General features: G+C 49.8%; 13 protein-coding genes and 1 tRNA gene. 3 read left to right on the plus strand and 11 right to left on the minus strand.

Going from position 1 to position 13,246, the window contains the following annotated elements:
- Nucleotides 1-2: 2 nt before the first annotated feature.
- The 7 genes from BUB30_RS02425 to BUB30_RS02455 all read right to left on the minus strand — a co-directional run bounded on the left by BUB30_RS02425 (nucleotide 3) and on the right by BUB30_RS02455 (nucleotide 5,808).
- Nucleotides 3-2,318, minus strand: coding sequence for a TonB-dependent receptor (locus tag BUB30_RS02425; RefSeq protein ID WP_073130737.1), 2,316 nt, complete (start codon nucleotides 2,316-2,318; stop codon nucleotides 3-5).
- A 241-nt stretch (nucleotides 2,319-2,559) separates the two neighbouring features.
- Nucleotides 2,560-3,000 carry a DUF3592 domain-containing protein gene (locus BUB30_RS02430; RefSeq protein ID WP_073130739.1) on the minus strand — a complete coding sequence of 147 codons (441 nt, stop codon included), beginning with the start codon at nucleotides 2,998-3,000 and terminating at the stop codon, nucleotides 2,560-2,562.
- Nucleotides 2,981-3,274 carry a (2Fe-2S) ferredoxin domain-containing protein gene (locus tag BUB30_RS02435; protein WP_245804020.1) on the minus strand — a complete coding sequence of 98 codons (294 nt, stop codon included), beginning with the start codon at nucleotides 3,272-3,274 and terminating at the stop codon, nucleotides 2,981-2,983. The genes BUB30_RS02430 and BUB30_RS02435 overlap by 20 nt, the downstream gene beginning before the upstream one ends.
- Nucleotides 3,275-3,396: 122 nt before the next feature.
- Nucleotides 3,397-3,924, minus strand: coding sequence for a ferritin (locus BUB30_RS02440; protein ID WP_073130742.1), 528 nt, complete (start codon nucleotides 3,922-3,924; stop codon nucleotides 3,397-3,399).
- A 111-nt stretch (nucleotides 3,925-4,035) separates the two neighbouring features.
- Nucleotides 4,036-4,416, minus strand: coding sequence for a hypothetical protein (locus BUB30_RS02445; protein ID WP_073130744.1), 381 nt, complete (start codon nucleotides 4,414-4,416; stop codon nucleotides 4,036-4,038).
- Between the two features lie 300 nt (nucleotides 4,417-4,716).
- Nucleotides 4,717-5,415: a hypothetical protein gene (locus tag BUB30_RS02450; protein WP_143164736.1), complete on the minus strand. Its 699-nt coding sequence runs from the start codon at nucleotides 5,413-5,415 to the stop codon at nucleotides 4,717-4,719.
- Between the two features lie 320 nt (nucleotides 5,416-5,735).
- A tRNA-Thr gene (locus BUB30_RS02455) sits at nucleotides 5,736-5,808 on the minus strand.
- Nucleotides 5,809-6,037: 229 nt separating this feature from the next.
- Here BUB30_RS02455 and BUB30_RS02460 point away from each other — a divergent pair.
- Both BUB30_RS02460 and BUB30_RS02465 read left to right on the plus strand, forming a co-directional pair.
- Nucleotides 6,038-7,189, plus strand: a complete 1,152-nt coding sequence (locus BUB30_RS02460; protein WP_073130748.1) for a PQQ-binding-like beta-propeller repeat protein — start codon at nucleotides 6,038-6,040, stop codon at nucleotides 7,187-7,189.
- A 374-nt stretch (nucleotides 7,190-7,563) separates the two neighbouring features.
- Nucleotides 7,564-8,181 (plus strand): hypothetical protein, encoded by a 618-nt coding sequence (locus tag BUB30_RS02465; protein WP_073130750.1) that lies wholly within the window; start codon nucleotides 7,564-7,566, stop codon nucleotides 8,179-8,181.
- A 74-nt stretch (nucleotides 8,182-8,255) separates the two neighbouring features.
- Here the strand turns inward: BUB30_RS02465 and BUB30_RS02470 are convergent, their stop codons facing one another.
- A complete protein-coding gene (locus tag BUB30_RS02470; protein ID WP_178377000.1) occupies nucleotides 8,256-10,109 on the minus strand; it encodes a DUF349 domain-containing protein in 1,854 nt (617 codons plus the stop codon).
- Nucleotides 10,110-10,163: 54 nt separating this feature from the next.
- The gene (locus BUB30_RS02475) at nucleotides 10,164-10,739 is read right to left on the minus strand and encodes a YqgE/AlgH family protein (protein WP_073130753.1); all 576 of its coding nucleotides are present in this window, start codon (nucleotides 10,737-10,739) and stop codon (nucleotides 10,164-10,166) included.
- A gap of 124 nt (nucleotides 10,740-10,863) precedes the next feature.
- On the opposite strand from BUB30_RS02475, the gene pdxH reads away from it, so the two are divergent.
- The gene (gene pdxH, locus BUB30_RS02480; RefSeq protein WP_073130755.1) at nucleotides 10,864-11,505 is read left to right on the plus strand and encodes a pyridoxamine 5'-phosphate oxidase; all 642 of its coding nucleotides are present in this window, start codon (nucleotides 10,864-10,866) and stop codon (nucleotides 11,503-11,505) included.
- Here the strand turns inward: pdxH and bshB1 are convergent.
- Both bshB1 and trxB read right to left on the minus strand, forming a co-directional pair.
- Nucleotides 11,502-12,221: a bacillithiol biosynthesis deacetylase BshB1 gene (gene bshB1 / locus BUB30_RS02485; protein WP_073130757.1), complete on the minus strand. Its 720-nt coding sequence runs from the start codon at nucleotides 12,219-12,221 to the stop codon at nucleotides 11,502-11,504. The genes pdxH and bshB1 overlap by 4 nt on opposite strands.
- Nucleotides 12,222-12,266: 45 nt before the next feature.
- Nucleotides 12,267-13,217, minus strand: a complete 951-nt coding sequence (gene trxB, locus BUB30_RS02490; RefSeq protein ID WP_073130759.1) for a thioredoxin-disulfide reductase — start codon at nucleotides 13,215-13,217, stop codon at nucleotides 12,267-12,269.
- Nucleotides 13,218-13,246 lie beyond the last annotated feature (29 nt).

The raw sequence follows: 13,246 nt of genomic DNA on the forward strand, positions 1-13,246 counted from the left end.
GCTCAGAACTTTACACGATAAGTGAAGGCCGGAATGATGGGGAACAGCGAAACCTGCTTGATGCTGGTGTGCAGTTCGAGGTTTTCCAAATTGCCTTCGGTTTCGAAATAGATGTAATAGGGATTCTTGCGGCTGTACACATTGTAGATGGAAAAGATCCAATACGATTCCCAGCGCGCGCTCTTGTGTGCCGCATAGGTCACGGCCAGGTCAAGCCGGTGATAGGCAGGCATGCGAAACGAATTCCGTGCGCCATACTCGTTGATCACATTGCCCTGGATCACATACCGCGCCACGGGCAAGTTCAGGGCATTGCCGGTCCCATAAACAAACACACAGGAGAATGTCCACCGGGGTGAGTATTCAAAGTTGCCCAGCACGGAAAGATCGTGGAGCCGGTCATACTTGGCCGCAAAGGGTTTGCCATTGTTCAGGTCGTCGAATTGACGTGTGGTATGCGACAGGGTGTATGACACCTGGCCGTTCAGGCGGCCTTTCGGTTTTTTGATGGAAAACTCACTGCCATACGAGGTGCCGCGCCCAAACACAAAGTTGTCGTCGAAGTTGTAGCCTTTGCTGTAGCCGATCACCACGCCTTCGCGGTATTCGATCTGCCGCTGCATGGCCTTGTAATAAAGCACCACTGACGTTTCGATCCGGTTGTCGCTGAAGTTGCGGAAATAGCCTGCCGAAAATTGATGCGCCGTCTGGGGCTTGATCACCGCCGAACTGGGCACCCAGATGTCCAATGGCAACGACACCGACGACAGTGGCGCCATGTGCATATACTGCGCAGTTTTGTCATAGGAAACCTTGATCGACGACGAAGCCGTCAGGCTATACCGCAGCGCTGCACGCGGCTCGATGTTCGCATAGTTCTGGATGCGTTTGTGCTTGCCGTACGTGATCGTATCCAGGATCTGGAAGTTGTCGTCTTCGATATAGCGCGTGAACGGGCCAAGCTGACTGTAGCCCGACAACCGGACCCCCACACTAAGTTCGGCACGCTCGCTCAGCGTGACCTTATCATTGAAATACAATGCCGCTTCGTCAGCTTTGAGTTTCAACGGCGGACCCACATTAAGCGAAACATCATCGCTCGAAGCGCTCACGTTGTTGGGCCGCAGGGAATGCCGTGTGTAGGTGAGCCCCCACGCCAGGTCGTGTTTGTTTTTTTGGAGCCCGAATTGATAGGTGAAACCGACGTCGTTGATGTCGGAAACAATATCGAAGGCATATGAACTGATGTTGGCACCAAAGCCCATATCATAGCCCGAGGCTTGCACAGACAACTCCGTGAAAAGGCGATCGCCGGTGTGCTGCCATGCGACCGATGCTGTTTTGTTTTTCCAGGCAATCGCATTTGAGAAACTAGAGCTTGTGTTGTAGTTAAAGTCATCGGCGCCATAATAGGCCCGCACGCTTAAGCGGTCGCGTCGCGAAAGACGGTAGTCGAAGTTTACGTTGAGGTCGTAAAAATAATAATCGATGTTTCGCTTCAGCACCCCGAGTTCGTGCAGACCACGGGCAAAAAGATCGACATACGTTCGGCGGGCAGCGACGAGAAACGACCCCTTGTTCTTTTTCAGGGGCCCTTCCACCAAGGCCGTTGCCGCCACCAGGCCGATACTGCCCTCGCCCTTCAACTCCTGGTCGTTGCCGCTTCGCGTCGTCACCCGGGTGATGGACGACAAGCGGCCGCCGTAATACGAAGGGATTCCCCCTTTGTACATATCCAGTCCCTGAACAGCGGTGCCGTTAAAGATCGAAAAGAATCCAAACAAGTGGCTGGGGTTGTACACCGTAGAATGGTCCAACAGCATCAGGTTCTGATCCACCGCACCGCCGCGCACATAAAAACCTGTGCTCCCCTCACCCGAGGTCTGCACACCGGGCATCAACTGCAGGATCCGGATAGGATCAACCTCGCCCAGCAGATAGGGCAATTTTTCAATGTCCTTGCGCTGCAGCGATATCAGCCCGGTTTCGGTCTGGGTCACGGCTGCGTCGGCAGCTTTGTCGGCCACCACCACCTCCGTGAGGGTCGTGCTTTCAGGGATTAGTGTTATGCGGTGGACTTGTGATGCAGGTATGCTCACCGTGATGGTATCGTGTTTGTAACCGACAAAAGAAAACACCACCCGATAACGCCCAGGCGGAACGGCAACCTGGAAAAATCCGGCCGTATCGGCGGCAGCGCCTTTGTTGAGGGTTTGAATGAAGAGCGTACATCCGGGAAGCGGCGACCCCGTGGTGGCATCGTGAACGTAGCCAGAAAGGATGTTGTCTTGCGCCTGCGCCAACAGGGCCAGTGACATTAGCACAAAGATGCAGGCTACTTTTCGAGAGGGCGAACGCACTTTTTTGAGAAACGGGGTCTAAACAAGATTCAAATATACTTTCAAGACCCCATCCGTAGGCTCCAATTTCAGCCCCAATATTACATCTGTCCAACTAATACGGCAGACGTAGCCCGGAAACTGAGCGCGATGACCTGCAAAAACGAAACGGAGCTCATTGCCCTCCTAAGTGTAAGCGGCCAAGTGACACTCTATGTCCCTAGATGAAATCATCAAGGGTCTCCGGAAATTTCGGGTGCTCGATGTCTTGGATTTGTATCTCGAGATTGATCAGGCTTTTGCGAGGGTCCTCTGTCGAATAGATCACCCAAAACCGTTTTTGCGCGCACGCTATCGAGGTTACGTCCTCACAATCAGGGAAATGTATGGATGTTCTCACGGTGCGTGAATATCGATTGCCCTCTACCCTATAACTGTACTGGATAGACGGCGAACGGCTGCCACTTTCAGAAGAAGACTCTTCCCAGTAAGCAACGATTTCACCCGGTGTTTCAGAAAAGCTAGCCGCAATCTGCCTTTTGTAACGTGCATCCAGGCTGCGCTGGTAACCGATGTAGGCGAGGACGACCAATAGAATAGGCGCGATCGCACACCCGAGCAGGCCCTCTCCTTGTTCTGACTTATTTTTTTGAATATTCATGGATCAAACCAACAGCCATTTCCTCCGTGACCTGCAGAAGCCACTCATTTCTAGGCATCACCGCCACGATAGGTCCCATTTTGCAACGGTCGGTACACCCGGTTTTGATCACCTGGGCGTGCCGTTTAAGGTGACGGTGCTTCACTTCGCCCTTCATCTGCTTATACAAATGCTTTCCGCCCAGCTTTTTACATTTGCTTCCACAGCAAACATAAAACACGCATTCCGGTGAGCGGGAGAAATGTTTCATCGTTTCTTGTTTTAAAGAACGCAAGGTAACGATTTAAGCTTACTTCGACCCGGAAGATGAGGGTTGGAGTTCAAGGACCATCGACCGAACCCAAATAAAAAAGGCTGTCACATGACAGCCTTTGCTTGATATTCTGATTATGGAGATCATTCCTTTTTCTTGAGATCATGGATCTCGCGGTCGATGTCGAAGATGGCATCCTTCGCATTCATCTGATCGAAGATCTCGAGGCAGCGGCGTGCTTGTCTCTCCTCTTCATATTGTTCGTCGAGATACCACTGCACGAACCGCGCCGTCTGATAGTCGCGCGCTTTCTGGCAATGCTCGGTTATTTTGTTGAAGTTCTCGGTGATCTGGATCTCCTGGTCCAGCGCCATCACCAGGATCGACCGCAGGTCGGCAAAGTTCCGTTCGAGTTTGCCCACTTCCGGCGAAATGGCCAGCGCGCCGGCGTGTGTGATGTAATGAAAGATCTTCATCATGTGCTCGCGCTCTTCATCGGCCTGCTTTCTGAAGAACTCGCCACAACCGCGGAGGGTTTGCGAGTAGCACCAGGCCGACATCGAAAGATACAGGGCAGAGGAATGTGCTTCGACGGCCATCTGTTGATTGAGCATCTCCAGGACGCTTTCCTGAAGGGATGTTTTCTGACGAAGTATAGAGGTTGTGTTCATTTTTCCGAGGGTTTGATACGATAGAAAGTACGACTTTCCTTATCAAAGATAGTTGGCAGGCACACAACCTTCCAATCAAACCAGGATCAATGTTCGTAATTTAGAGGGAGTCTAGTTCAATTCAGACAACGCGAGCGTGGACTGCGGAAAGATGGAGTTCCGGATAAGCAGGTCCTGCAGCTTCAATTCATACATCATCTGACCGTATAAAGTTCTCAGCCGGGCAAAGTCACGAAGGCCAAGGACAACAGCACCACCCTTGCCGGAAAGCGGCACATTCACCTCGTCACAATCATTGGAAAGGTCCTTGAGGTAAGCTTCGATGTCGGTTCCGACCATGGACGAATACGTCAACAGAAATTCGCAGGTTGATTGCTGAATGACCTGATCGCCAATCACAAGGGTGAAAGAATTCCCGGAATGGGTAAGGGAAAGAGGAAGAACTTGTGTAAGGAGCTCCAACTGGTCGAATTTTGATGCACAAAAATACATCTGGATTTGCTTGATATCAAGATTAATTAGAAAAATTCTAAATAAATGAAGAAAACCGATAATTAGTGTGAAAATGGCCACTTTCTCGCGAAATCAGGGGTCAGTAAACGACAAAAAGGGGTAGCCACGTCGACAGAATCTTCACTCCTGCATTTTGTATCCGTCCCAGGCATCACGGTGGGTCGAGGCTTATGTATCGGGTCGTCCTAAAGACAAAAGTTGAAGAATGCGAAGCCTGTGAGCATTCAGCTCAAGAACTGGAGTAGGCTTTGGGTTTTTGTTGCTGTTTGCAACCATCCGTTACAGTTCGTAGTCTAATTTTAGAATCTCCTCTTTTTTGGAATTTGGGTCAAGGTATATACTTAACTCATGATTGTTCTTGTCTCGCAACACTACACCATAAATCTTCAATATTTCATTGTCACCCGCATAGGAGAATTTAAAACCAAAAAGTCTATACTCTTTAATGTTTCCGAATTCCGGCTCCACCTTCTCGATATTTGTAACCAGTTCATTTTTATCATATCTGAACGACTCTTGGTCATTCAGGAGGTCTTTTAATTCAATGAAGTTCTTGTTCTTAATAAGTGACACTACTTTGTCAACGATCAGTAATTTGTTCTTTACTGTTTCCAATTCCTCTATTGAATAGTCTTTAGAGAATTTTTCTCCGTTGTCGTAAAGCAACGTTCCACGGATATGGGTATAGTTCTCTTTTTCTTTCTCGCTCAGTTTGCAAAAGAATATATAGGACAGTTTGGATGTAACTATTTCCTTATTGTCTTTAAACTTTGTCAACGAATTACTTTGACTCAATTCCAATTCAAAATATTTCTTCTCGCCCTCTTCCGTTGACGCAGAAACTCCAACCGAATATTTACAGTACCCACCAAAGAATTCTAAGACCTCGTCAATTGCTTTATTTTCATTTTCAGTCAGCATGCTCCCGCATGAAACCAAAGTTGTCAGCAGTGCAATAATCAAGAATCTATGTTTCATACTCCAATTTTCTTGCTGTTCCAATTCATTCTATAATATTCAATATCAACTTTCCGGTCATACCTATGTAAAGTGTATTTTTGTCAACCGCCATTATCGTAGATTGTCAAACCATAGTCAGCAAATGGTGCACCCATTAGGTCTTTACCATATCCTCTCAATTGAATTTTTTCGCTATCGGCTTCGATTATTAGCACCTCTCAACAAGGCCAGTTGAGTTATCAAAGAACTTAGGTTCAACGTACGCCCCTAAATATGCCAAATTCCGATAGTTGCAAAAAGAGAAAGCCAGTTTTCTGTGAGAAAACTGGCTTTTAAAGAGCCCCCTGTCGGAATCGAACCAACGACCTACTGATTACAAGTCAGTTGCTCTACCTGCTGAGCTAAGGAGGCAAAATAGAGGTGCAAAAATAGATTAAGTCTGCGCTTTCGCAAACACTTGCTCCAAATTACTTCAACATTTTTCGAGTTTTTTAAGGGCTTTCTGGCCTTTTTGAACCATGAGACGGTTTCGGAGGAGCTTTCCGTGCTTTCAATTGCCAGAGTTTGACCAGAGCCGTCACCGATCTTGTCGTGTGTGCAGCTTTTTTTCTATTTTGTGACGTCCTCTGCATATCGTTATATGAAAAAAATACTCCTCGCCCTTGTCGCTGGCGCCAGCGTTTTGCTTTTAACCCGTTGTCATGAAACGGATGATCAGCCAATCGACAATCCACCCGTTGTAGTTGACCCTGTAGCCGGGATCGCTGTATCCACCCGCGACAACACGGCCAGGATGCTTAGCGTGTTCAACCCCGATGGTTCTCTCCGATGGGAAAAGAAGGTGGGTCCGAACAATGGACTGATTGGCCAGATTTCTTATCACCGTGGGATACTCTTCCATAGCTACGGATTGGGAATTTATGCCTACGATATTAAGACCGGCGCCCTTCTCTGGAAAGGTTTTGATTCTTTCATGACAGCGTCTCGACCCACCGTAGAAAATGCCGTCCTTTACTCCTGCACCGACACCTACGAACTGCTTGAGATTGATCCCACCAGTGGGACGCGACTAAAAAATCCGTCCGTATTGGTAGGTGACCTGGTGCCCTATCCACCCCTCATCAAAGACGGTATTGCCTATGTAGTGGCTTCAACCCCACTCGCCTATTATTCTGTAAAAGCCATTGATATAAAAACGGGAGTCGAAAAATGGGCTGTCGCCATTGGCTATAATCCTCCAAGAGGATTGAGGATCACCGGCACCACACTATCGCTGATCAACGGAGGCGCTCAGCTCAAAGGGATCAACATCAACACCGGAACCTTGCAATGGGAGCTAAATGACCACGGCTATTTTGAGTATATAACCGATGGCGACGTCATCTATGCTTTGTGGGGCGACCGGGGCATCGCGGCGATAGATGTTCATACAGGCGCAAAACGTTGGCAGCGTGAAATCGCCTGGCCGGCCAACCAGTTAAAAAATTTATACCTGTACAAGGAGCAGGTGATTTTTCAATTGGTGAAGGGTGGCAATTCGTTTTTAATGACCGCTATAAACAGCACCCATGGGGATTCACTATGGAGCAAACCTCAGGGTTACTTCTTTCCCGATCTCTCCGCTCCCATCATCAGCGGCGACAAACTGTACCAGTTCAGGACCGATATGTTCGAGCCTTATGAAACGAAGATCATGATCTACGATCCCGCAACCTACAATCGGCTAGACTCCATTGATGTTGAAGGCGAATCCTTTGAAGATCTGAGGATCATTACGGAGTCAGAGCATTAACCCGGATATTTTTTCATGAATCGATTTTTCCTTCTGTTAACGATCACCTTGACAGGCTGTGGTGCACCCGGGCAAAGGCGGCAAGCGATCAGGAAGCATCTTCATCATCGGGTGGCTATGGTATTGTTGCTGTAGATTCTCTAAAGAAAGTAATCGATGCCGAGGCACAGCGTCAGGTCCAGGCGCTGGGGTCCGATCCCGGAAGATTCAATACGTACCTCAACCAACTAAGCCCAAACGATCCGGCCTCAATCCCCTACGCCATTCTTTGTTTAAAGAAATACCCTGCCGCTACCGGATCGCTGGTGTATGACACACTTTACAGGCAATTCGCAAACCTGTATTCCCAAACTGCGGGTCATTTAACAGATACCTTGAATTCAAACACCTATACAGGATTGCTGGATAAACTATACGAACACGGTGAAGACCCTGATATCAGAAACTTTTTAAGTTACCTCGAGCTGTTTTCTCTCAAGGTGTATATGACGGAAGGGATCTATTATGCCGACGCCGACCCCGATCTGTTTTACGGTATTTTCAAAGACAAAGCATCGCCGCCGCTGCTCAACTACCTGGTGATCCGGAAGAAAGAACTAACGGAAGGATTTTCTGAGGATGCAGGCCTGATCATCTCCTTTCCGGAAGTTTATGATCGCGTAGAGGCTTGGGGAAAATTCATGGCCGATCACCCGGATCATTCACTGAGAAACGATGCCATGGGTCTGTATGAGATGTACCTTTCAACGCTGATCACGGGCATGGATAATTCGCGAATTTTTGATTTTAAACAAGAGAAACTGAACCCGGAAATCAAATCCCTCTATGAAAATATCATGAAGGACGGCAAAGATTCTCTGTCCCGGAAAATCATCACCGATTACTATACCTTCTTGTCAAAGAATGACTTTAGGTACAACGACTCGATCGCCACATTCCTGGACAAGTATCAACTCTCAACAATGCTGGCCGTCCAGCCGCCAACACGCTGACCCCCAACAAAAAAAAGGCCTGTAAAAAACAGGCCTTTTTTTGAACCCCGATCGGAGTCGGGGAGCAAATGCGATTAGACCGTTTTGAGCAGCTTCAATTGCTCTTTCAGCTGCTTCAGATGGTCAGAGGCCTCGCGGATCTTATCGTTGAATTCATCTTTGAATTTGTCGGCGTTTTTAGAACGTCCGAAGAATTCAAGGTTGTTTTTCCAGAGGGCGATATCGTTTTCCACTTTGCTGATCTTCTTGCGGATGACCTGCTCCTTTTGGAAGATCTTGCGTTCGGCCATGGGATCGCTGCGCAGCTCGTTCAGTTGATTTTCGAGGGTGATCTTTCCTTTCTCATCTTCGGTGATGCCGGGGATGGAATTGATGAACCGCTCCACCGCTTCATGATAGCGCGTGCGAATGGCGTTGATGTCTTTCTTGGGCACAAAACCGATGGAATTGAATTTGGCCTGCAGTTCCAGCAAGATGTCTTCGGTGCCGGTGTGAGCTGAAGCATGGGCCTCCAGGTCGGAGCACACATCTTCTTTGAGACGCAGATTTTCGGCCTGTTCACTTTCCACTTTGCCGTGTTGGGTTCGGCGTTGTTCGAAGAAGTGGTCGCAGGCATCTTTGAATTCCTTGAACACCTTCTCGCGGAATTTCTCGGGCACGGGGCCCACGTCTTTCCATTTTTGCTGAAGGTTCTTCAACTCGTTCGAGGTGCGTTCCCAGTCGTTGCTTTCTTTCAGCTCCAGGGCTTTCTTCACCAGGTCGTTCTTCAACTGCAGGTTTTGCTCGCGCTCTTCGTCCAGTTTTTTGAAGAACGCATTCTTGTTATTGAAAAAGGTCTTGAAGGCCGACCAGAATTTCTTGTTCACTTCCTTGGCCTTGGCACGAGGCAATCCACCAATGACCTCCCAGCGCTTTTGCAGCTCCAGGATCTCTTTCGTCTTTTGATTCCACTCCTTGATGCGATCGGAATTAAAGTCGATGAATTGTTGAACTTCATCACTGAGGGAAGCTTTGCCGCCCAGGTTCACCTGAAGCTCTTGCTGGAGGTTCTGCAGGTAGGCATCCCGTTTGGCGTATACGGCATCCGACGCGGCTTTGAAGCGTTGCCACACGGCTTCCTTGTCTTCCTTGGGCACAGGTCCCAGGTGTTTAAACTCGTGGTGCAGTTCGTTGAGCTCGCGGATGGCGTCCTTGATGATCTCGACGTCGGCCAGCTTTTCGGCGCGCACGCACAATTCGATTTTGGCTTCGAGATTTTTGCGGCGGTCGAGTTCCTTCAGTTCAAAGTAAATGCTTTGGTTGTCATAGAAACGGTCCAGCAACGCGTGATAGTTGGCCCAAAGCGTTTTGGCTTGTGGTCCGGGCACGGCGCCGATGGCCTTCCATTCCCGTTGCAACGTCTTGAAGCTGTCGAACTGGTCGGAAGTATCCTGTGAGTCGGAAAGCACGCGGAGTTTTTCGAGGATCTCCTGTTTCTTTTGGAGGTTGTCGATCTTTTGCTCTTCCTGTTGTTTGAAGTATTGGGCGCGGCGGTCGCGGATCAGTTTGAAGTTGGCGTCGAACACATTGTCGTTGTCGTCGCCTTTGTAGTCAAAGTCTTCTTCTGTCCCACCACCTGCGGTAAATTTCAGCAGGGCTTCGGCTCTCTCCTTGTCGCGGATGTCGTCATAGAGTGGCTTGATCTCGCGCAGGATATTGTCTACCTTTTTAAAGTTGGCGTCCTTGGCCAGGTCTTTAATGAGGTCGGCAAATTGCGCCTTGGTATGGTGACTATAGTCTACGTGTTCGTGGACTTCATCTTCGTGGTGTTCTTCATGATGCTCGTCGCGGTCGGAAAGATCAATTTCAGACTGTAAGGTGTGACCATGGTTTGTCACCACTTCCGTGGGATGCCCCTGCTCTTGCTCTTCGGTTTTTTCTCTTTCCATTTCCATAGTCGGTTCAGTGTGCTACTACGCTTTACGTAAATTTACTAAAATTGCTCAATTCAATCGCGGATCTACCGGATAGTTGGAATATACCGAGAAACGTCCGCCCATATTGTCTAACGCTTTTTTCCAGATAACGGTTGGATCGGTGTCGAACAGCAATGCATCATCCACGAAGTCGCAAACGATCCAGGAGTCTTCTTGCAGTTCCGATTCGAGTTGTCCCTGCCCCCATCCGCTGTAGCCGAGATAGAAACGAATGTCGGCCGATTTTATGACGGAAGTATTCAACTGTGTCATCAAACTTTGGAAATCGCCACCCCAATAGATGTCATCCTGTATCTTAACAGCATTCGTGATCGATGTGTTTCGGTGCAGGAAATGAAGTGTATCCTGTTGCACGGGACCTCCTACGAAAACGATGTCATCGAGGTGGCTGGCTTCTTCCATCACTTCGGCGATCTTGAGGATGGAAGGCTTGTTGATGACAAACCCAAACGAACCTTCTTCGTTGTGTTCACATAACAAGACCACGGTCCGCTCAAAATTCGGGTCGGGCAGAAAAGGTTCCGAAATCAGCAACCTTCCTTTTTCCGGCTTCAGCTTGTTTCGATATTTAAAAAACTCCATACCACACGTTAAGGTTGTTGAATTCTGGCCCCATTTGTCCGTCTTTCAATACCTGAATAAAATACTTCGTACGCACCTGTGCAAATTTTATTTCTTCCTAAACTTGTAGCATCAAATTCGTCCTATGCAACCACTCGCCGATATACGAAAAGAATATTCCAAAGCCTCCCTGGACATCCTCACCATGTCGACCAACCCAATCCAACAATTCGAGCGTTGGTTTCAGGAAGCGATGCATTCGCAAGTGGCCGAGCCGAATGCGATGTGCCTGGCCACCGTCAATGCAGACAATCGTCCGTCAGCACGCATTGTGCTGCTGAAAGGCATCGAGAACGGAGCCTTTCTTTTCTACACCAATTTTCAGAGCGATAAGGGAAAAGAACTTGAAAATAACCCTGCTTGTGCGGCAACATTCTTCTGGCCCGAGCTGGAACGCCAGGTGCGCATTGAAGGAACAGCAACGCGTGTGAGCGATAAAACGGCTGAAGCCTACTTCCAGACCCGGCCGCGCGGATCGCAGATCGGGGCATGGTCGTCGCCCCAAAGTTCGGTATTGGAGAACCGCGAGATCCTGGAGGAACGCGTGCGGCAAATGGAACAAAAGTTCGAAGGAAAACAAGTGCTACCCAAACCCCACCAATGGGGTGGCTTTCAAATCGAGCCGCTGCTCATCGAATTCTGGCAAGGACGCCCCAGCCGCCTCCACGACCGCATCGAATACACCAAGGTCGACGGCGCCTGGAAAGCGCATCGCCTGGCCCCTTAACGGAGGTCGAACAGCGAATTTACGCCGGGATAGCGACGCACGGTATACCCTTCCCCATGGGTGGTCCCAATGGCATGGCCAAATTCGATGGCCCGGGCCTCGATCATCTTCAAAAATGTAGGATTTGAAATGTAGGTTTCCGGCTCGTTGCTGTTCGGATCGTAGAACTGCGTCTTAAAGGCACGGAGGGCGGCCATTTTTGTTTCCCAGAAGCCCGAGATGTCCACGATAAAGTCAGGTTCAATGAACAGGCTCTGGATGGAGTGGTAGAACGCTTCCGGCCGCCAGGGAGCCTGCGCATGGCCATGATCGTCCTGGGTGGTGATTTTGATCAGTCCCGACAGGAAAGAGGCGTCATAGGCCAGGGAAGCGCCCTTGCCGTGGTCGATATGCCGGTCGTAGACGGCGTTCGCCAGGATGATGCGGGGCTGGAACTTGCGGATGGTCCGGACCACCGCCATCTGGTGGTCGGGGTCGTTCTGAAAAAAGCCGTCTTTCAGCCCTAAATTCTCACGCACAGCAATGCCTTGAATGCGGGCCGCCTCGGCAGCTTCTTCCTTGCGGGTCTGGGGTGTACCCCTCGTTCCGAGCTCCCCTTTTGTGAAGTCAACAATGCCCACTTTATATCCCAGCGACACGTGCTTGGCAATGGTGCCCCCGCAACTGATTTCGGCGTCGTCGGGATGGGCGGAAAGAACGAGAATATCGAGTTTCAAAATTCGGATGCGGTATTTGGTGGATACTGTTTTGCGGGAGCCGGCTTAGTGCACGGCTTCCATTTCCTTGGCCACCAGGAACTTCTCGGCATCCAGGGCACCCATACAACCGGTGCCGGCGGCCGTGATGGCTTGGCGGTATACTTTGTCGGCGGCGTCGCCCACGGCAAACACGCCCTCGATGTTGGTCCGGGTGGAGCCGGGCTGCACGTGGATGTAGCCGGTTTCGTCCATGTCGATCCAACCCTTGAAGATGTCTGTATTGGGTTTGTGGCCGATGGCCAGGAAGAATCCCTGGATGTCCAGCTCTTTCTTCGCGCCAGTTTTATTGTCTACCAGGCGCACGCCGGTAACCCCTGTTTCATTGCCCAGGATCTCATCGGTTTCGGAGTTCCAGTGGATCTCGATGTTGGGGGTGTTCTTCACGCGTTGTTGCATGATCTTGGAGGCGCGCATTTCGTCGCGGCGCACAATGAGGTGCACCTTGGTGACGAGGTTGGCCAGATAGGTCGCTTCCTCGGCAGCAGAATCACCTGCACCGACTACGGCCACTTCCTTGCCCCTGTAAAAATAACCGTCGCACACGGCGCAGGCAGACACTCCGTTGTTATTGAATTTTGCTTCCGAAGGAATTCCCAAATACTTCGCGGTTGCGCCAGTGGAGATGATCACGCTGTGGGCAATGATCTCGTCTTTTTCATCTACGACCACCTTGTGCGGATAGCCGGAGAAATCCACCGAAGTCACCACACCATAGTGCACCTTGGTGCCAAAGCGTTCGGCTTGTTTCTGAAGGTCCACCATCATCTGGGGGCCATTGATGCCATCCGGATAGCCGGGGAAATTCTCTACGTCGTTGGTGATCGTCAACTGTCCTCCCGGTTGGGCACCGGTGTACAATACGGGTTTCAGACCGGCGCGGGCCGCGTAGATGGCGGCGGTGTATCCGGCGGGACCTGAACCGATGATGAGGACTTTTACTTCTTCTTTTGCCATGTTTGTTTAGCGTCTTATAATTTCCGGGT

Source organism: Chryseolinea serpens (assembly GCF_900129725.1).
GTDB classification, from domain to species: Bacteria; Bacteroidota; Bacteroidia; order Cytophagales; family Cyclobacteriaceae; genus Chryseolinea; species Chryseolinea serpens.

Excerpts from the sequence above, each read along its gene's own strand:
- BUB30_RS02460 (WP_073130748.1), top strand. The coding sequence starts at position 6,038 with ATGAAAAAAATACTCCTCGCCCTTGTCGCTGGCGCCAGCGTTTTGCTT.
- BUB30_RS02430 (WP_073130739.1), bottom strand. The coding sequence starts at position 3,000 with ATGAATATTCAAAAAAATAAGTCAGAACAAGGAGAGGGCCTGCTCGGG.
- BUB30_RS02475 (WP_073130753.1), bottom strand. The coding sequence starts at position 10,739 with ATGGAGTTTTTTAAATATCGAAACAAGCTGAAGCCGGAAAAAGGAAGG.
- trxB (WP_073130759.1), bottom strand. The coding sequence starts at position 13,217 with ATGGCAAAAGAAGAAGTAAAAGTCCTCATCATCGGTTCAGGTCCCGCC.
- pdxH (WP_073130755.1), top strand. The coding sequence starts at position 10,864 with ATGCAACCACTCGCCGATATACGAAAAGAATATTCCAAAGCCTCCCTG.
- BUB30_RS02470 (WP_178377000.1), bottom strand. The coding sequence starts at position 10,109 with ATGGAAAGAGAAAAAACCGAAGAGCAAGAGCAGGGGCATCCCACGGAA.
- BUB30_RS02425 (WP_073130737.1), bottom strand. The coding sequence starts at position 2,318 with ATGTCACTGGCCCTGTTGGCGCAGGCGCAAGACAACATCCTTTCTGGC.
- BUB30_RS02440 (WP_073130742.1), bottom strand. The coding sequence starts at position 3,924 with ATGAACACAACCTCTATACTTCGTCAGAAAACATCCCTTCAGGAAAGC.
- BUB30_RS02445 (WP_073130744.1), bottom strand. The coding sequence starts at position 4,416 with ATGTATTTTTGTGCATCAAAATTCGACCAGTTGGAGCTCCTTACACAA.
- BUB30_RS02450 (WP_143164736.1), bottom strand. The coding sequence starts at position 5,415 with ATGAAACATAGATTCTTGATTATTGCACTGCTGACAACTTTGGTTTCA.